Raw genomic sequence first — 16,672 nt, 5'->3', positions numbered from 1 at the left:
GGGGGAAACGAAGAAGGTCCAGGCGGTCGGGGGTCCGCTTGGGCCTTCTTCTTGTTTCCGGGAGGCCGGCGGGCGCGGCCCTGGCGTGAGCCGGGAGCCCGCTCGCCGGTGCGTGACCGAGGGGTGCGGGGTTAGGCGGTCGCCGTGGGCGCCGACGCCTGGGGTGCGGACGTCCGGGGCGCGGCCGAGGCGGCCGCCAGCCGGCCGAGCGCCTCCTCGCGGTCGCAGGGGTGGGCACCCAGAGCGGTCTGGCGCGCCACGATGGAACGCTCGGAGCGCATCAGCCGCCAGCCGCGCCGCAGCAGGAAGGGCACCGACTTGCGGCCCTCCTTCAGATCCCGCACGAAACGGCGCCTGAACGTGGTCACTGCGCCTCGGGACAGGCACAACGCGTCGGCCAGGACACCGAGTTCGCGGCAGCGCTCGACGATCTCGGCGGCGAAGATCCCCTCCGCGATGAACAGCGGCGCCCCGTCGATGCTCAGGGCCTCGGCTCCGGTACGGGCGCTCAGGGAGATGTCGTAGACGGGGATGTTCGTACGTCCCGTACGGCACAGTTCCTCGATCGCGGCGAGGGCGGTGTCCGCGTCCCACGACCGCGGGTGGTCCCAGTCGATGTCCTCGCTGCCCTCGACCTGGGGCAGCGTCGGGTCCGTGGCCTCTTTGTAGAAGTCGTCGAGGCGGAGCACGGGGAGGCCGGAAGCGGCGGAGAGAAGGGACTTCCCGGAGCCGGAGGGGCCGCAGAGCAGCACCACGCGGGCGGGTATCGGGAGAGGGGAACCCAATGGTCTGTACCTTCTGTGACGGGTCCGGCGGCGCCGCGCGTCGGCGCGGCTCCCGGCCATTATCCCCGGCTTTGCCGAATGTGCGGACGGATGTCGCGCGGATGTGACGAGTGGCGCTGATATGCCTGTTGACCCGCAGGGGCGAATCCGTCGCCGGGGCCACCCGGGGCGGCACCCCGTCAACTACTCTGCGTGTCGCAGCAATCGCACTCCGCTCTTCACTCTCCGCTAGTCAAAGAGGAAAACCTGATGGCGCGACACGCAGCCCAGCGGAACACCCTGGCCCGTACGACCGCGCGGATCACCGCGGCGGTCGGCGTGGTCGCTGCCGGTGCGGCCGCGGCCACCCCGGCCTTCGCGGACACGGCTCCGTCCCTGGACGTCGTCCACACCCGGCCCGCCTCGCTCGGCAGCCTCGACCCGCAGGCCGGACTCCGGTCGCTGACCGGGACCGTGGGGTATGTCACGGGTCCCGTCGAGGGCCTCAAGCCCAACCCGCTGGCCGGCACCGGTGTGGACCCGCTCGACAACGGTGTGGGCACCCAGCTCGCGGACTTCAAGCCGCTGTCCTCCAAGGCGCTCACCGGGCCGGTGGCGCAGGCCCAGTCGATCGGCGACGTTCCGGTGCTCGGCCAGGCGACCGGCCTCCTGCGCTGAGCCTCGCGCACGGCCGTCCGCGGCCCGTGGACAGGAAAGAGCCGCGCTCCCCCTGGACGGAGGGGAAGCGCGGCTCCTTCGTGCGCGGGGCCCCGGGGACACGGATCGGGGCCCCGACATCTGTGCGCGTGGTCGCGCGGTGGTGCGGGTGGCTCAGTAGGACGAGCCCGAGGCGCCCAGGGAGCCCGTGGGGTGCCAGACCGTCTTCGTCTCCAGGAAGGCCGTGAGGCGCTCGGTCCCGGGAGTCCGCGCGTAATCCACAGCCTGTGGACGAACGACGCGCTTCAGGTTGTCCGCGGCCGCGATCTCCAGCTCCTTGGCCAGCACCTCGTCCGCGCCCGCCAGGTCGATGGCGTTGACGTCCTGGTGCGCGGCCAGCGGGGCCGCGATCTCCGCGGTCCGGCCGGACAGGATGTTCACGACACCGCCCGGCACGTCGGAGGTGGCCAGCACCTCGCCCAGCGACAGCGCCGGGAGCGGGGACCTCTCGCTGGCGATCACGATCACCGTGTTGCCGGTGGCGATCACCGGGGCGATCACCGACACCAGGCCGAGGAACGACGACTCCTGCGGGGCGAGCACGGTGACGACACCGGTCGGCTCCGGCGAGGACAGGTTGAAGAACGGGCCCGCGACCGGGTTGCCGCCGCCCACGACCTGGGCGATCTTGTCGGTCCAGCCCGCGTACCAGACCCAGCGGTCGACGGCCGCGTCGACGACGGCGGCCGCCTTCGCCTTCGACAGACCCTCCGCGTCGGCCACTTCGCGGACGAACTGCTCCTTGCGGCCCTCCAGCATCTCGGCGACGCGGTACAGGACCTGGCCGCGGTTGTACGCGGTCGCACCGGCCCAGCCGCCGAACGCCTTGCGCGCGGCGACGACCGCGTCACGGGCGTCCTTGCGGCTCGACTGCGGAGCGTTCGCCAGCCACTTGCCCTTGGAGTCGCTCACCTCGTACACCCGGCCGCTCTCGGAACGCGGGAACTTGCCGCCCACGTACAGCTTGTAGGTCTTGAAGACGCCCAGACGCTGCTGCTCGGACTTCTCGGCTGCACTCATTTATCGCTCGCCCTCCGGGCTAGACGGGGCGAGGTACGCCTCCAGGCCGTGCCGGCCGCCCTCGCGGCCGAAGCCCGACTCCTTGTACCCGCCGAACGGCGAGGTCGGGTCGAACTTGTTGAACGTGTTGGACCAGACGACACCCGCGCGGAGCTTGTTCGCCACGGCGAGGATCCGGGAGCCCTTCTCGGTCCAGATGCCCGCCGAGAGGCCGTACGCGGAGTTGTTGGCCTTGGCGACCGCCTCGTCCGGGGTGCGGAACGTGAGGACGGACAGCACCGGACCGAAGATCTCGTCGCGGGCGATGGTGTGCGCCTGGGTGACGTTCGTGAAGAGCGTCGGGGCGAACCAGTAGCCGGAGGCGGGGAGTTCACAGGCCGGGGACCAGCGCTCGGCGCCCTCCGACTCGCCCTGCTCGACGAGCGAGGTGATCCGGGAGAGCTGTTCGGCGGAGTTGATCGCACCGATGTCCGTGTTCTTGTCGAGCGGGTCGCCGAGGCGCAGCGTCGACAGACGGCGCTTGAGCGAGTCGAGCAGCTCGTCGTGGATCGACTCCTGGACCAGCAGACGGGAACCCGCGCAGCAGACCTGGCCCTGGTTGAAGAAGATGCCGCTGACGATGCCCTCGACGGCCTGGTCGATGGGGGCGTCGTCGAAGACGATGTTCGCGCCCTTGCCGCCCAGTTCGAGCGTGACCTTCTTGTGCGTGCCCGCGATCTGGCGGGCGATCGCCTTGCCGACGGCGGTGGAGCCGGTGAAGGCCACCTTGTCCACGTCCGGGTGCTCGACGAGGGCCGCGCCCGCGTCGCCGTACCCGGGAAGGATGTTGACGACGCCCTTGGGCAGGCCCGCCTGGCGGCAGATGTCCGCGAAGAACAGCGCCGTCAGGGGCGTGGTCTCGGCGGGCTTCAGGACGACCGTGTTGCCGGTCGCGAGGGCCGGCGCGATCTTCCACGCCAGCATCAGCAGCGGGAAGTTCCACGGGATGACCTGGCCCGCGACACCCAGCGGGCGCGGGTTCGCGCCGAAGCCCGCGTGGTCGAGCTTGTCCGCCCAGCCCGCGTAGTAGAAGAAGTGCGCGGCGACCAGGGGGAGATCGGCGTCCCGGGTCTCCTTGATCGGCTTGCCGTTGTCCAGCGTCTCCAGGACGGCCAGTTCGCGGCTGCGCTCCTGGATGATCCGCGCGATGCGGAACAGGTACTTGGCGCGCTCGGAGCCCGGCAGCGCGGACCACTTCTGGAAGGCCTTGCGGGCGGCCTTCACCGCGCGGTCGACGTCCGCCTCGCCCGCCCGGGCGATCTCGGAGAGGACCTCTTCGGTGGAGGGGGAGACGGTCTTGAAGACCTTGCCCTCGGCGGCCTCGGTGAACTCACCGTCGATGAACAGGCCGTAGGAGGGCGCGATGTCGACGACGGAGCGGGACTCGGGCGCCGGTGCGTATTCGAATGCGGAAGCCATGATGGATCAGTCCACCGTCACGTAGTCGGGGCCGGAGTAGCGGCCGGTGGCCAGCTTCTGACGCTGCATCAGCAGGTCGTTCAGGAGCGAGGAAGCGCCGAAGCGGAACCAGTGGTTGTCCAGCCAGTCCTCGCCCGCGGTCTCGTTCACCAGGACGAGGAACTTGACGGCGTCCTTGGTCGTGCGGATACCGCCGGCCGGCTTCACGCCGATCTGCACGCCGGTCTGGGCGCGGAAGTCGCGGACGGCCTCCAGCATCAGCAGCGTGTTCGCGGGCGTCGCGTTCACGGCCACCTTGCCGGTGGAGGTCTTGATGAAGTCGGCCCCGGCCAGCATGCCGAGCCAGCTCGCCCGCCGGATGTTGTCGTACGTCGACAGCTCGCCGGTCTCGAAGATGACCTTCAGCCGGGCGGCGCCCGAGGCCTCCTTCACGGCGACGATCTCGTCGTACACCTTCAGGTACTTGCCCGCGAGGAACGCTCCGCGGTCGATGACCATGTCGATCTCGTCGGCGCCCGCGGCGACGGCGTCGCGCACGTCGGCCAGCTTCACCGGGAGCGCGGCGCGGCCGGCCGGGAACGCGGTCGCGACCGAGGCGACCTTCACCCCGGAGCCGGCGACGGCCTCCTTCGCGACGGCCACCATGTCGGGATAGACGCAGACCGCCGCCGTGGTGGGCGTCGTGCGGTCGGTCGGGTCCGGGCGGACCGCCTTGGCGCCGAGTGCCCGGATCTTGCCCGGGGTGTCCGCGCCTTCCAGCGTCGTCAGGTCGACCATCGAGATGGCGAGGTCGATGGCGTACGCCTTCGCGGTGGTCTTGATGGAACGGGTGCCGAGCGAGGCGGCGCGCGCCTCCAGGCCGACCGTGTCGACGCCGGGCAGCCCGTGGAGGAAGCGGCGCAGCGTGCTGTCGGACGCGGTCACGTCGCCGAGTGCGTGGGTGGGGGCACCACCCTGCTCGAGCGGAGCCGAGAGCTTGGGGGAGGGTGCAGAGGTGGGCATGGTCACCAGACGAGCATATCTACGCGCGTAGCGGCTGTACAGCCCTGGCTACGACCGAGGGATTTTTTGCCCGTGGGGCAGGTCGCCGGGCTGACGTGCGGAACGGTCCCTCCGCCTACTCGCAACGAACCGGACCCCCCGTTTCTTCCGCCCCCGACCCCAAGCCTTCCTTCGCCCCCGCCGCCCCTGCCCGTCCCACCCCGGGGCTCCGCCCCAGACCCCGCTCCTCGAACGCCGGAGGGGCTGGATGTTGTCCCCGTACCTGAAAGGCGGCACGCAGTGAGGCGGCCTCCCGGGGCTCCGCTTCAGACCCCGCTCCTCAAATGCCGGAGGGGCTGGATGTGGTCCCCGCACCTGAAAGGCGGCCCGCAGGGAAGCGGCCTCCCGGGGCTCCGCCCCCAGACCCCGCTCCTCGAACGCCGGAGGGGCTGGAATTCACGCCGGTGAGGGGCTGCGCCAATCGGCGAACCGGCGAACCCGCAGCGAACTGCCGGAACCACCACGCACCCGCAGTCGGCCACGCGCGGGAGGGGCCGTGCCGGTACATCGGATGCCCGTCGCTTACGTCCGGATCGAGCAGCGGCTCCCCAGGAGACTCAGTCTGATCCAACGGCGACGGGCGGATGTACCGGCACGGCCCCGCCCCCCCACCGGAGCCGCACCGCACCCGCACCGCACCGCACCCGCACCGCACCGCACCCGCACCGCACCGGACCCGCACCGCACCCGCACCCGCAACGCACCCGCGAACGCCAGCGCCAGCGAACCCGCACGGCCTATCCGGCGTGTGCGTCGATCTGCCAGCAGGCCGCTGTGAAGCGGACCTCCGTGCCGTGGACGAACGGGTCGAACGCGGTGCGGACCGATGAGACGACCCGGGCCCGGGTCGTCTCGTCCGCCTCGCGCAAGGCGATACCGACCGGGCCGAACCGGCTGAAGTACGGCGTCAGCTCCTTCTCCGGCATCACGCACGCCGCGTCGACGGCCCGGATGCCGACCCCGCCCCAGCCGCTCTCCTCCAGCAGACGGCGCACCTTGTCCGCGTCCGCCAGGGCGAACTGCCCCGGAGCGCCGGGATCCCGCGCGGGCAGGTCCGGCATGAGCGGCGCCGCGGCCCGCTCGGCCGTCGTCATGAACGGGTTCTCCGCGATGTCGCGCCAGACGATGAACCGCAGCACGGCGTTCTCCTTCGCGGCCCGCCGCAGGTTGCTGAAGGCCCGCACCGGGTCCGGGAAGAACATGACCCCGAAGCGGGAGACGACCCCGTCGAAGGAAGCGGGCTCGAAGGCGTGGTCCTGCGCGTCGGCGCGAATGAACGAGGCCTCCGCGCCCTCCCGCTCGGCACGGACCCGGGCCGCCTCCACCATCGACTCCGAGATGTCGACGCCGACGCACCGCCCCCGGGGACCGAGCCGGCGCGCGACGGCCACCGTCGTGCCGCCCGTACCGCAGCCGACATCGAGGACCCTTTCCCCCTGCCCCGCCGGAAACGCCTCGACGAGCAGCCGCTCCAGCGGCGCGAACAACGCGTCCACCATGTCCTGGGCCTCGACCCAGGCGTTCCCCGCCGGGCCGTTCCAGCGCGCCACCTGCTCCTTGCCCACCGTGCCGCCCGCCCCGCGCTCGGATTCCATCACGCCTCCTGTGGATGCCTTGCCCTCATGGCCTGGAGATGACACCGTCCTTCTTCAAGCCGACTTGAGGTCAAGACGATGCCGGACCTGGACCTGGATATCGCCGAAGTGGCGCGCCGCGCCGGAGTGCCCGCTTCGACGCTGCGGTACTACGAGGAGCGGGGGCTCATCGCCCCGACCGGCAGACGCGGTCTTCGCCGGCAGTACGACCCCGCCGTGCTGGAACGGCTGGCGCTGATCGCCCTCGGGCGTTCCGCCGGGTTCTCGCTGGACGAGATCGGCCGGATGTTCGCGTCGGACGGACGCCCGCGCATCGACCCGCGGACCCTCCTCGACAGGGCCGACGAACTGGACCGGACGATCCGCGAGCTGGGGGTCCTGCGCGACTCGCTGCGGCACACCGCCGCCTGTCCCGCGCCCAGTCACCTGGAATGCCCGACCTTTCGCCGGATCATCGGGGCTGTCATGTCCGGCGCGGTCGCGGTGCCCGCGCGGCGGACGCCGGGGGCTCCATCGCGACCGTAGCGAGACCCCACCGAGCTCAAACGCGCGGCACATGTCGGGCACAATCGGAGCCATGACCACCCCCGACCACCAGTCACCCCTTCCGGACGCCTCGCGACCCGAGGCCAGGGACCGGATCTACCGGTCGCCCGCCGGTATCGCGGGCGGCGTCCTCCTGCTGCTCATCGTCGGCTGGCTCGGCTTCGACGCCCTGGTCTCCGGACACGGCCGCACTCCATGGCTGGCGCTCGCCGGAATGATCCTCGTCGTGCCCCTGGTCGCCGCCTTCACGCTGCGCCCCGCCGTCTACGCCAACGAGGACCGGCTGCGCGTCCGCAACCCGCTGCGGGTGATCGTGCTCCCCTGGAGCAAGGTCGCCTCGCTGCGCTCGCACTACTCGAACGAGGTGGTCGACGCCTCGGGCACGAAGTACCAGCTGTGGGCGGTGCCCGTGTCGCTGCGCGCCCGTAAGAAGGCGGCCAGGCAGGCGGCGCAGGGCGAGGCCGGCCGTGGAGGCGTCGGCCGTCCGTCGGCACTGGGCCGGGGGTCCGCCCTCGGCCGGGGCACGGCCACCGACACACCGGTCCGGCCCGAGACCGACCGGATCATGGACGATCTGCGCGAGCTGGCCGAGAACCGGGCCTCCGCGGAGGGCGCGCAGGGGGAGGTCACGGTGCGCTGGGCGTACGAGGTGGTGGGCCCCGCGCTCGCCGGCCTCGTGGTCCTGGCCATCCTGCTGGCCGTGGGCTGACACCTGGCCGGCGGCGGGCCTGAGCCGGACGGACGGCCGCCCGCCTGAAGGAGCGCCGCCGGGAGCCGGACCGGTTCCCGGCGGATCCGGACCCGGGCGGACGCGACCCGGACGACGAGCCGCGGCCGATGGGGCCCGGCCGGAACCGGTCGCCGACGCCGAGGGGCCCGCCGGAACCGGCGGGCCGGGTTTCCCCGCCCTCGGCCGGGGCGCCGAAGCCCGTCGGCCGGTCACCGGTGTGGGTTCCAGGGCTTGTCAGACAGGCCCTATGGCGCGCTCGGCCACACCAGGACCATGTACGCGCCGCAGTACGCCGAACCGAGGACCGCGGCCGTGAGGCACAGGGTCCGGAGGCGGCGGGAGGCGCGGGCCAGGTGCAGGGCCACGGGGAGCAGCAGCGGGAAGCCCGGGAGAAGGAAGCGGGCCCGCGGGAAGTAGACGCCACCGCTGCCGAGGACGATCAGCAGCAGGACCCCGGTGAAGACCAGGAGGGGAAGCGGCTGGCGGTCCCCCGCCGATAGCGCGTACAGCGCCACCGCCGCCAGCAGGGTCGCGGTCACCATCACCAGGAACAGCTCCGGTGAGGAGTTCTGCGCAAGGACCTCCCGCAGCCGCCGCACGGTCTCGGCGCCGCCGTCCCACTCGTTGTGCCACAGCCGCTGTACGGCGAGGTAGCCGTCCCAGCGGCCCAGCCTGAGGCCCACCCAGCCGACGTACGCGAGCCAGCCGGCCGGTGCCAGGACGAGCGCGGCGAGCGCCCGGACGGTGAAGCCGCGGCGCAGCGACAGCAGCGCGGCGACGGCCACGGCGGCGGCCACCGCGACACCGGTGGGCCGGGTCAGTCCCGCCAGCGCCGCGAGCGAGGCGGCCCACACCAGCCGGCCGGTGAGGACCGCGTACAGCGCCCACGCGGCGAGCGCGGTGAACAGCGACTCCGTGTACCCCATCCACTGGACCAGACCCACCGGCAGGGCCGCCCACAGCACGGTCAGCAGCACGCCGACGCGACGGCCGTGCAGGTGACTGCCCACCGCGTGGACGCCCCACGCGGCGAGGAACGAGGACAGGACCGCGATCGCCAGCCCGGTCGAGGCGCGCGAGCCGGGGGTCAGGACCGCGACGGCCTTGACCAGGACCGGGTAGAGCGGGAAGAAGGCCAGGTTGTTCGCGTCGAACGCGGTGCCCAGCTGGCGCGCGTACCCGTGGTCGGCGATGCCGAGGTACCAGTCCGCGTCCCACTGCGCCGCCAGGGCCGGCCAGACCCCGTGATGCCGTCGGTGCGCCCAGAGCGCGAGTACGGCCAGCCCGGTGAGGCGGACGGCCGTGTAGGCGAGGAGGGCGGGGGCGGCGTGCCGCAGGGCGGCGCGGACCGCGGTGAGGCGACCGGCCGCGCGGGGCGCGTGCCGGGCGGCCGGGACGCCGGGGACGGTCCCGCCCGGGGCGTCTCGGGGCGGGGCGGACGTCGGCCGGGAATCGGTCGAGGGCACGCGGCGGCTCCTGGGACTCGATGGTGCGCTGCCGGTAACCGTTCCTCGGTCGTCCGGTGGCGCACGGGAGCGCTGCGTCAACTGCCGTGTGGAAATCACCCGTAAGGAGGGCGGAGGTGCGTGTCAGGACTTCGGTGGGAGGCGGCGGACGGGCCGCCTCCCACCGGGGCGTGGGCTCAGATGCCGGCCGCGGCCGACAGGTCCCGCTTGATCGCCGTCAGCAGCCCGGCCGCCTTCGCGTGGGCCGCCGGGAGCTCGTCGTGGCCGCCGACGGGCACCACGACCTCCAGGTAGCACTTCAGCTTGGGCTCGGTGCCGCTCGGCCGGACGATGACCCGGGCGCCGTCCAGGGTGTAGCGCAGGCCGTCCGTGGGGGGCAGCGTGTCCGTGCCCTTCGTCAGATCCTCGGCCTTGGTGACGGCCAGGCCCGCGAGCTGGGTGGGCGGCCGCTCGCGCAGCCGGCGCATCGCGTTCGCGATGACCGACAGGTCCTCCACCCGCACCGAGAGCTGGTCGGTGGCGTGCAGCCCGTACGCGACGGCGATGTCGTCGAGGAGATCGAGCAGCGTCCGGCCCTGCTCCTTGAGCTCCGAGGCCAGCTCGGTGACGAGCAGGGCGGCGGTGATGCCGTCCTTGTCGCGTACGCCGTCGGGGTCGACGCAGTAGCCGAGCGCCTCCTCGTACCCGAACCGCAGTCCCTCGACGCGGGCGATCCACTTGAAGCCGGTGAGCGTCTCCTCGTACGGCAGACCCGCGCCCTCGGCGATCCGGCCGAGCAGCGAGGAGGAGACGATCGACTCGGCGAAGACGCCGCGCGCGCCCCGGCGCACCAGGTGCTCGGCGAGCAGCGCGCCGACCTCGTCGCCGCGCAGCATGCGCCAGTCGGCGCCGGCCTTCACGGCCACGGCGCACCGGTCGGCGTCCGGGTCGTTGGCGATGATCAGATCGGGTTCCGCCGCACGGGCCGCCGCGAAGGCGAGGTCCATCGCGCCGGGCTCCTCCGGGTTGGGGAAGGCGACGGTCGGGAAGTCCGGGTCGGGCTCCGCCTGCTCGGCGACGAGCACCGGCTCCGGGAACCCGGCCCGCGCGAAGGCCGCGAGCAGTACGTCCTTGCCGACGCCGTGCATCGCCGTGTAGACGGTGCGGGCGGTACGCGGCGAGCCCTCGGCGAGGACCGCGTCCGTACGGGCCAGATAGGCGTCCAGGACGCCCTCGTCGAGGATCTCCCAGCCGGATTCGGGGCGGGGCACGTCGGCGAGCGCGCGGACCGCGTCGATCTCGGCGGCGATCTCCGCGTCGGCGGGCGGGACGATCTGCGAACCGTCGCCGAGGTACACCTTGTAGCCGTTGTCCCGGGGCGGGTTGTGGCTGGCGGTGACCTCCACGCCCGCGACCGCGCCGAGATGCCGTATGGCGTAGGCGAGGACGGGGGTGGGCAGCGGCCGGGGCAGGACGGCGGCGCGCAGGCCCGCGCCCGTCATCACGGCCGCGGTGTCCCGGGCGAAGTCCGCGGACTTGTGGCGGGCGTCGTAGCCGATCACCACGAGTCCGCCGGTCTGCCCCTCGGCCTTGAGATACGCGGCGAGTCCGGCCGCGGCCCGGATGACCACGGAACGGTTCATCCGCATCGGCCCCGCGCCGAGCTCACCGCGCAGACCCGCGGTGCCGAACTGGAGCGTCCCGCTGAAGCGGGCGGTCAGCTCGGTGACGTCCGCCGCCTCGACGAGCTTCGCGAGTTCGTCACGGGTCTCCGCGTCGGGGTCCTCGGCCAGCCACGCCTTGGCCCGCGCGACGATGTCGTCCTGCACCTGGGGTGCACCTCTCTTCGGTCGTACGGTTCCGTGTGCCCGGGTCGTCGCGCCCCCGCGCCGGGGGCGGACACCCGTCGCCTACAGACGATCCAGCACCTGGGTCAGAAGTTCCCCCATACGCGCGGCCGAGTCGCGGCCCGCCTGGAGGACTTCCTCGTGGTTGAGGGGCTCGCCGGTCATGCCGGCGGCGAGGTTGGTGACGAGGGAGATGCCGAGCACCTCGGCGCCCGCCTCACGCGCGGCGATGGCTTCGAGGGTCGTCGACATGCCCACCAGGTCGGCGCCGATGACGCGGGCCATCCGGATCTCGGCGGGCGTCTCGTAGTGCGGGCCGGGGAACTGCGCGTAGACGCCCTCCTCCAGGGAGGGGTCGACCTCCTTGCACAGGGCGCGCAGCCGCGGCGAGTACAGGTCGGTGAGGTCGACGAAGTTCGCGCCGACGATCGGCGAGGTGGCCGTCAGGTTGATGTGGTCGCTGATCAGCACGGGCTGACCGGGGCGCATGCCCTCGCGCAGACCGCCGCAGCCGTTGGTGAGCACGATGGTCTTGCAGCCTGCGGCGACGGCGGTACGGACACCGTGCGCGACGGCGGCGACCCCGCGGCCCTCGTAGAAGTGGGTGCGGCCGAGGAAGACCAGGGCGCGCTTGTCGCCGATCCGGTACGAGCGGATCGTGCCGCCGTGGCCCTCGACCGCCGGCGGCGGGAAGCCGGGCAGCTCGGTGACCGGGAACTCGGCCTCGGGGGTGCCGAGGGCGTCCACGGCGGGAGCCCAGCCGGAGCCCATCACGAGGGCGACGTCGTGGGTCTCGGCGCCCGTCAGCTCACGCAGGCGCGTGGCGGCGGCGTCGGCGGCGGCGTGGGGGTCGCCCTGGATGTCGTCCGGAAGAAGAGATGCGTTCACGCGCAAGAGCGTAGCCGGTTTGGGCCTACGCGCGTAGATGACGGTGCTCACGGTCTTGCGATCGTTGTCTTGTCGTTTCCGACAAATGGGTGGAGAGGGAGGGCGGTGCGAGAGCCCCCCGCGACCGGGCGAGGCGGGCGGGCGGGAAGGGGCGCCGCGGAGCGGCGAGGCGGCCGAGGGCACCCTCGTGACGGAGCGGGGCGGGCGGATGGGTGGGGGAAACCGCCGCGGAGCGGTGGCGCGCACCGGGGTGAGCGGACCTCAGCAGGGTCGCTTGCGCAGTTCCATGACGTAGTCGTGCGGTGCGCCGGCCGACTCGGCGGCGTCCGCCAGTTCGCCCAGATAACGCGCCGAGGGCAGTCCCCCCTCGTACCCGTTCAGTACGTAGACCCACGCGGCTTCCTCACCCTCCAGTGTGTGCACGCGTACACGCATCCGGCGGTAGACGTCGAGGCCGACGCCCTCCCAGCGGTCCATGGAGTCCTCGTCCAGCGGCGCGATGTCGTACAGGGCCACGAAGACCTGGGACCGCGGCGCCTCGACGATCGTCGCGAGCGCTCCCTCCCAGCCCATGTGCTCGCCGCCGAAGGTCAGCCGCCAGCCGTTCAGCCAGCCCGTGGCGCGCAGCGGCGAATGCGGGGCGCGGCGCGTCATGAGCCGCGGGTCGAGATTGCCGGCGTACGCGGCGTAGAGCGACATGGGGTCGAGGGTACGGCAGGGGCACGTACGCCTCTCGCGTAACAAAGTGGCTCGGATGCGCCGTACTCGGGGCCCCTGGGCGGAAGCACCTTGAAGCGTGCGGGACAATGGAGTACGTGACTCGGATCGTGATCATCGGTGGCGGACCCGGCGGATATGAAGCGGCCCTGGTGGCCGCGCAGCTCGGCGCGGAGGTGACCGTCGTCGACTGCGACGGTCTGGGCGGGGCGTCGGTGCTCACCGACTGCGTGCCGTCGAAGACTCTCATCGCCACGGCCGAGGTGATGACGACCTTCGACTCCTCCTACGAGGAACTGGGGATCATCGTCGCCGACGACACCCCGCCCATGGAGCAGGCGGCCAGGGTGGTCGGCGTCGACCTCGGCAAGGTCAACCGCCGTGTGAAGCGCCTCGCGCTCGCCCAGTCGCACGACATCACCGCCTCGGTGACCCGCGCCGGCGCCCGGGTCCTGCGCGGCCGCGGACGGCTGGAGGGCATGCAGGCCCTGGACGGCTCCCGCAAGGTCGTCGTGAGCGCCGCGGACGGTACCGAGGAGACCCTCACCGCCGACGCCGTGCTCCTGGCCACCGGCGGGCACCCGCGCGAGCTGCCCGACGCGCAGCCCGACGGCGAGCGCATCCTGAACTGGACCCAGGTCTACGACCTCGACGAGCTGCCCGAGGAACTCATCGTGGTCGGTTCCGGTGTCACCGGTGCCGAGTTCGCCGGCGCCTACCAGGCACTCGGCTCCCGCGTCACCCTCGTCTCCAGCCGCGACCGCGTGCTGCCGGGCGAGGACCCGGACGCCGCCGCCGTCCTGGAGGACGTCTTCCGCCGCCGCGGCATGAACGTCATGGCCCGCTCCCGCGCCGAGTCCGCCAAGCGGGTCGGCGACCGGGTCGAGGTCACGCTCTCCGACGGCCGGGTCATCAGCGGCACGCACTGCCTGATGGCCGTCGGCGCCATCCCGAACAGCAGCGGGATGGGCCTGGAGGAGGCCGGCGTCCGGGTCCGCGACTCCGGGCACATCTGGACGGACAGGGTCTCCCGCACCACCGCCCCGGGTGTGTACGCGGCCGGTGACGTGACCGGCGTCTTCGCCCTCGCGTCCGTCGCCGCCATGCAGGGACGTATCGCCATGTACCACTTCCTCGGCGACGCGGTGGCCCCGCTGAACCTGAAGACGGTCTCCTCGAACGTCTTCACCGACCCCGAGATCGCCACCGTCGGCTACTCCCAGGCGGACGTCGACGCGGGCAAGATCGACGCCCGGGTCGTGAAGCTGCCGCTGCTGCGCAACCCGCGCGCCAAGATGCAGGGCATCCGCGACGGCTTCGTCAAGATCTTCTGCCGCCCCGGCACCGGCATCGTGGTCGGCGGCGTGGTCGTCTCCCCGCGCGCCTCGGAGCTCATCCACCCCATCTCGATCGCGGTCGACAACAATCTGACGGTCGAACAGATCGCGAACGCGTTCACCGTGTACCCGTCCCTGTCCGGCTCGATCGCCGAGGTGGCACGACAGCTGCACACCCGGAAGATCACGGGCGAGGGCTGACGCCTGCCGGTGACTCCCCGCTGGTCACGGGGAGTTGGTGACGCTGCGCAGGGAACGGGTGCCGCGAGTGGGCACGTATACCACTGAGCACCCCGCCATGCGAACAACTTCTGTTATTCGGCGCAAACTGCTGAAAGCAGACGGTCGTTGGGGTTACTGTCAGTTTCGTGTTCGCTGCAGAACGTCGCCAATTGATCCTCGAAATGGTGCGAGCGAATGGGGCCGTGTCGCTCCGTGAGCTCGCCCGCGTCGTCCAGACCTCCGAAGTGACCGTACGGCGGGACGTGCGCGCGCTGGAGGCAGAAGGACTCCTCGACCGCCGACACGGCGGTGCGGTATTGCCGGGCGGGTTCACGCGGGAGTCCGGCTTTCCGCAGAAATCGCATCTCGCGACCGCCGAGAAGACGGCCATCGCCGATCTCGCCGCGGGTCTCGTCGAAGAAGGCGAGGCCATCGTGGTGGGGGCGGGTACCACCACACAGGAGCTGGCCCGCCGGCTCGCGCGGGTGCCCGGTCTGACCGTCGTCACCAACTCTCTGCTGGTGGCCCAGGCGCTGGCCCATGCCAACCGCGTGGAGGTCGTGATGACCGGCGGCACCCTGCGCGGTTCCAACTACGCCCTGGTCGGCTCGGGTGCGGAGCAGTCCCTCCAGGGGCTGCGCGTCTCCCGGGCGTTCCTCTCCGGGAGCGGTCTGACCGCCGAGCGCGGACTCTCCACGTCCAACATGCTCTCGGCGTCCGTGGACCGTGCTCTCGTCCAGGCGGCCGCGGAGGTCGTGGTCCTCGCCGACCACACCAAGCTCGGGACGGACACCATGTTCCAGACCGTGCCGACCGACCTCATCACCCGCCTGGTCACGGACGAGCCGCCCGCCCATGACGACCGCGCGGCCACCGAACTCCAGGCCCTGGCCGATCAGGGCGTGCAGATCGCGGTGGCCGGGTCGTCGACGGGCGGTGCGGGAGGGGATCCGCTCCCGGCGGGGCGCCAGCCGCGTCGGGACGTACCGCTCCCGGGCCCGCGCCGGGGCCAGGTGGTCCCGGGCTCGGGACCGCAGCTACGGAGCGCGACGGTGATGGGGGACCAGCCCCCGGCCGAACGGGCACGAGTGGCCGATCTCCGACGCCGCTGAGCCGCGTCGGCGGGAGTGGCCGAACTCCTCGGCCGGACGACCGGTCAGGTCGGCTTGCGGCGTTGGACCGCGGGCCGGGTCGGCTCACGGCATCGGGCCGCGGGCAGATCGGTTCACGGCTTCCGGCCGCGAGGCGGATCGGCCTGAGGTGTCGGGCCGCGGATCGGCTATGGCATCGGGCTGGGTGGCCGGTGCCATCGGGCCGTCGGGCAGGTGGGCTCACGGTCTCGGGCCGCGAGCCGGTCCGGCTCACGGCTTCAGGCCGCGCAGCGTCAGGTTCAGCAGACGGTCGGCCAGCGCGGGGTCGGCCGCGGTTTCCTCCGACGCCAGCGCGATCGCGTTGGTCAGCTGGAGGAGATCACCGATCGAGACGTCGGGGCGTACGGCCCCCGACTCCTGGGCGCGCAGCAGCAGGGCGCCGCCCGCCTCCCGCATCGGGCCACTGCACCGGGCGAGGTGTGAACCCTCGTCCTGCGAGGCCGACATGAGGGCGCGTGCGAGCCCTCAGTACTCACCCGCGTGCGCGATGATCTCGCGCAGCCACTCCACCAGGGCGGTGCACGGCTGCGGGGCGTCGAGCAACTCCCGCGAGCGGGCCAGCAGATCGCTCACGGCGTCCTCGAAGACCGCGCTCATCAGCGCGTGCCGATTCGGGAAGTGCCGGTACAGCGTGCCGATTCCGACGCCCGCGCGCCGGGCCACGTCCTCCAGAGACGTGTCCGTGCCGCGCTCGGCGAACGCGGAGCGCGCCTCGGCGAGCAGCCGTCCGTAGTTGCGCCGGGCGTCCGCCCGCATCACGCGCGGCGCTCCCGGACCCGTGGCGGGTCCTGACGTGCCGGCCCGCTCCTTCGCGGTCGCGCCCACCATGCCTTCCACCTGACCTCTCCCGCCTCCCGGCAGCGCTCCAGAATGCCACCGGCGGCTCCAGGACGGACGCCCATGGGCTCGGCGCCGGACGGCTCGAAGCATCGTGGACGGTTGCGCGGACGGGGGTCCGAGCGCCGCCGCTGACGGGTTCCACCCCGCACGGGTTCCACCCCGCACGGTGAAGCGCCCGGCGGGCCGCAGATGCGGTTCGCCGGGCGCTTCGGACGCGATGACGGGCGCGTCACCCGATCGTTCCGCCCAGTCCTTGAGCTCGTCAGTCCTTGATCTCGCAGATGGGGGCGCCGGAGGTGACGGAGGCGCCGACCTCGGCGCTCAGGCCCTTGACGGTGCCGGAGCGGTGGGCGT

14 protein-coding genes and 1 pseudogene are annotated in these 16,672 nt (G+C 72.4%); 5 read left to right on the top strand and 10 right to left on the bottom strand.

Going from position 1 to position 16,672, the window contains the following annotated elements; all coding sequences use genetic code 11:
• Window positions 1–131: 131 nt before the first annotated feature.
• Window positions 132–785 carry a uridine kinase gene (locus ACF07B_RS40210; RefSeq protein ID WP_392182592.1) on the bottom strand — a complete coding sequence of 218 codons (654 nt, stop codon included), beginning with the start codon at window positions 783–785 and terminating at the stop codon, window positions 132–134.
• A 249-nt stretch (window positions 786–1,034) separates the two neighbouring features.
• Here ACF07B_RS40210 and ACF07B_RS40205 point away from each other — a divergent pair, with 249 nt between their 5' ends.
• Window positions 1,035–1,442 carry a hypothetical protein gene (locus ACF07B_RS40205; RefSeq protein WP_392182591.1) on the top strand — a complete coding sequence of 136 codons (408 nt, stop codon included), beginning with the start codon at window positions 1,035–1,037 and terminating at the stop codon, window positions 1,440–1,442.
• Between the two features lie 153 nt (window positions 1,443–1,595).
• Here ACF07B_RS40205 and ACF07B_RS40200 read toward each other — a convergent pair whose 3' ends face one another.
• From ACF07B_RS40200 to ACF07B_RS40185, 4 genes are all read right to left on the bottom strand, one after another.
• Window positions 1,596–2,501 carry an aldehyde dehydrogenase family protein gene (locus tag ACF07B_RS40200; RefSeq protein ID WP_392182590.1) on the bottom strand — a complete coding sequence of 302 codons (906 nt, stop codon included), beginning with the start codon at window positions 2,499–2,501 and terminating at the stop codon, window positions 1,596–1,598.
• Complete coding sequence (locus ACF07B_RS40195) at window positions 2,502–3,959, bottom strand: aldehyde dehydrogenase family protein (RefSeq protein ID WP_384237121.1); 1,458 nt, start codon at window positions 3,957–3,959, stop codon at window positions 2,502–2,504.
• A gap of 6 nt (window positions 3,960–3,965) precedes the next feature.
• Window positions 3,966–4,961 (bottom strand): deoxyribose-phosphate aldolase, encoded by a 996-nt coding sequence (deoC, locus tag ACF07B_RS40190; protein ID WP_369486450.1) that lies wholly within the window; start codon window positions 4,959–4,961, stop codon window positions 3,966–3,968.
• 776 nt (window positions 4,962–5,737) lie between these two features.
• Window positions 5,738–6,595 carry a class I SAM-dependent methyltransferase gene (locus ACF07B_RS40185; RefSeq protein ID WP_392182589.1) on the bottom strand — a complete coding sequence of 286 codons (858 nt, stop codon included), beginning with the start codon at window positions 6,593–6,595 and terminating at the stop codon, window positions 5,738–5,740.
• 78 nt (window positions 6,596–6,673) lie between these two features.
• Between ACF07B_RS40185 and ACF07B_RS40180 the strand changes: the two genes are divergently transcribed.
• Both ACF07B_RS40180 and ACF07B_RS40175 read left to right on the top strand, forming a co-directional pair.
• Entirely contained in the window at window positions 6,674–7,120 is a 447-nt protein-coding gene (locus ACF07B_RS40180) for a helix-turn-helix domain-containing protein (protein WP_392182588.1), read from the top strand.
• A 52-nt stretch (window positions 7,121–7,172) separates the two neighbouring features.
• Complete coding sequence (locus tag ACF07B_RS40175; protein ID WP_392182587.1) at window positions 7,173–7,850, top strand: PH domain-containing protein; 678 nt, start codon at window positions 7,173–7,175, stop codon at window positions 7,848–7,850.
• Window positions 7,851–8,116: 266 nt separating this feature from the next.
• On the opposite strand, the gene ACF07B_RS40170 is transcribed toward ACF07B_RS40175, so the two are convergent.
• The 4 genes from ACF07B_RS40170 to ACF07B_RS40155 all read right to left on the bottom strand — a co-directional run bounded on the left by ACF07B_RS40170 (window position 8,117) and on the right by ACF07B_RS40155 (window position 12,750).
• Window positions 8,117–9,337, bottom strand: a complete 1,221-nt coding sequence (locus tag ACF07B_RS40170; RefSeq protein WP_392182586.1) for a hypothetical protein — start codon at window positions 9,335–9,337, stop codon at window positions 8,117–8,119.
• 176 nt (window positions 9,338–9,513) lie between these two features.
• Window positions 9,514–11,145 (bottom strand): phospho-sugar mutase, encoded by a 1,632-nt coding sequence (locus ACF07B_RS40165; protein WP_392182585.1) that lies wholly within the window; start codon window positions 11,143–11,145, stop codon window positions 9,514–9,516.
• 81 nt (window positions 11,146–11,226) lie between these two features.
• Window positions 11,227–12,051 (bottom strand): purine-nucleoside phosphorylase, encoded by an 825-nt coding sequence (locus tag ACF07B_RS40160; protein ID WP_384240547.1) that lies wholly within the window; start codon window positions 12,049–12,051, stop codon window positions 11,227–11,229.
• A gap of 261 nt (window positions 12,052–12,312) precedes the next feature.
• Complete coding sequence (locus ACF07B_RS40155; RefSeq protein ID WP_261709132.1) at window positions 12,313–12,750, bottom strand: gamma-glutamylcyclotransferase; 438 nt, start codon at window positions 12,748–12,750, stop codon at window positions 12,313–12,315.
• Between the two features lie 107 nt (window positions 12,751–12,857).
• Between ACF07B_RS40155 and ACF07B_RS40150 the strand changes: the two genes are divergently transcribed.
• Entirely contained in the window at window positions 12,858–14,306 is a 1,449-nt protein-coding gene (locus ACF07B_RS40150) for an NAD(P)H-quinone dehydrogenase (RefSeq protein ID WP_369486439.1), read from the top strand.
• Between the two features lie 167 nt (window positions 14,307–14,473).
• Entirely contained in the window at window positions 14,474–15,439 is a 966-nt protein-coding gene (locus ACF07B_RS40145) for a DeoR/GlpR family DNA-binding transcription regulator (RefSeq protein WP_362406515.1), read from the top strand.
• 249 nt (window positions 15,440–15,688) lie between these two features.
• Here ACF07B_RS40145 and ACF07B_RS40140 read toward each other — a convergent pair.
• Window positions 15,689–16,234 (bottom strand): annotated as a pseudogene (locus ACF07B_RS40140) (TetR/AcrR family transcriptional regulator).
• Window positions 16,235–16,672: the final 438 nt, after the last annotated feature.

It is taken from the genome of Streptomyces sp. NPDC015532, assembly GCF_043078065.1.
Classification (GTDB): Bacteria; Actinomycetota; Actinomycetes; order Streptomycetales; family Streptomycetaceae; genus Streptomyces.
This window is presented reverse-complemented; position numbering and strand designations above follow the sequence as displayed.

Coding starts and splice junctions, on each gene's coding strand:
- ACF07B_RS40205 (WP_392182591.1), top strand. CDS start 1,035: ATGGCGCGACACGCAGCCCAGCGGAACACCCTGGCCCGTACGACCGCG.
- ACF07B_RS40200 (WP_392182590.1), bottom strand. CDS start 2,501: ATGAGTGCAGCCGAGAAGTCCGAGCAGCAGCGTCTGGGCGTCTTCAAG.
- ACF07B_RS40195 (WP_384237121.1), bottom strand. CDS start 3,959: ATGGCTTCCGCATTCGAATACGCACCGGCGCCCGAGTCCCGCTCCGTC.
- deoC (WP_369486450.1), bottom strand. CDS start 4,961: ATGCCCACCTCTGCACCCTCCCCCAAGCTCTCGGCTCCGCTCGAGCAG.
- ACF07B_RS40185 (WP_392182589.1), bottom strand. CDS start 6,595: ATGGAATCCGAGCGCGGGGCGGGCGGCACGGTGGGCAAGGAGCAGGTG.
- ACF07B_RS40180 (WP_392182588.1), top strand. CDS start 6,674: ATGCCGGACCTGGACCTGGATATCGCCGAAGTGGCGCGCCGCGCCGGA.
- ACF07B_RS40175 (WP_392182587.1), top strand. CDS start 7,173: ATGACCACCCCCGACCACCAGTCACCCCTTCCGGACGCCTCGCGACCC.
- ACF07B_RS40155 (WP_261709132.1), bottom strand. CDS start 12,750: ATGTCGCTCTACGCCGCGTACGCCGGCAATCTCGACCCGCGGCTCATG.
- ACF07B_RS40150 (WP_369486439.1), top strand. CDS start 12,858: ATGGAGTACGTGACTCGGATCGTGATCATCGGTGGCGGACCCGGCGGA.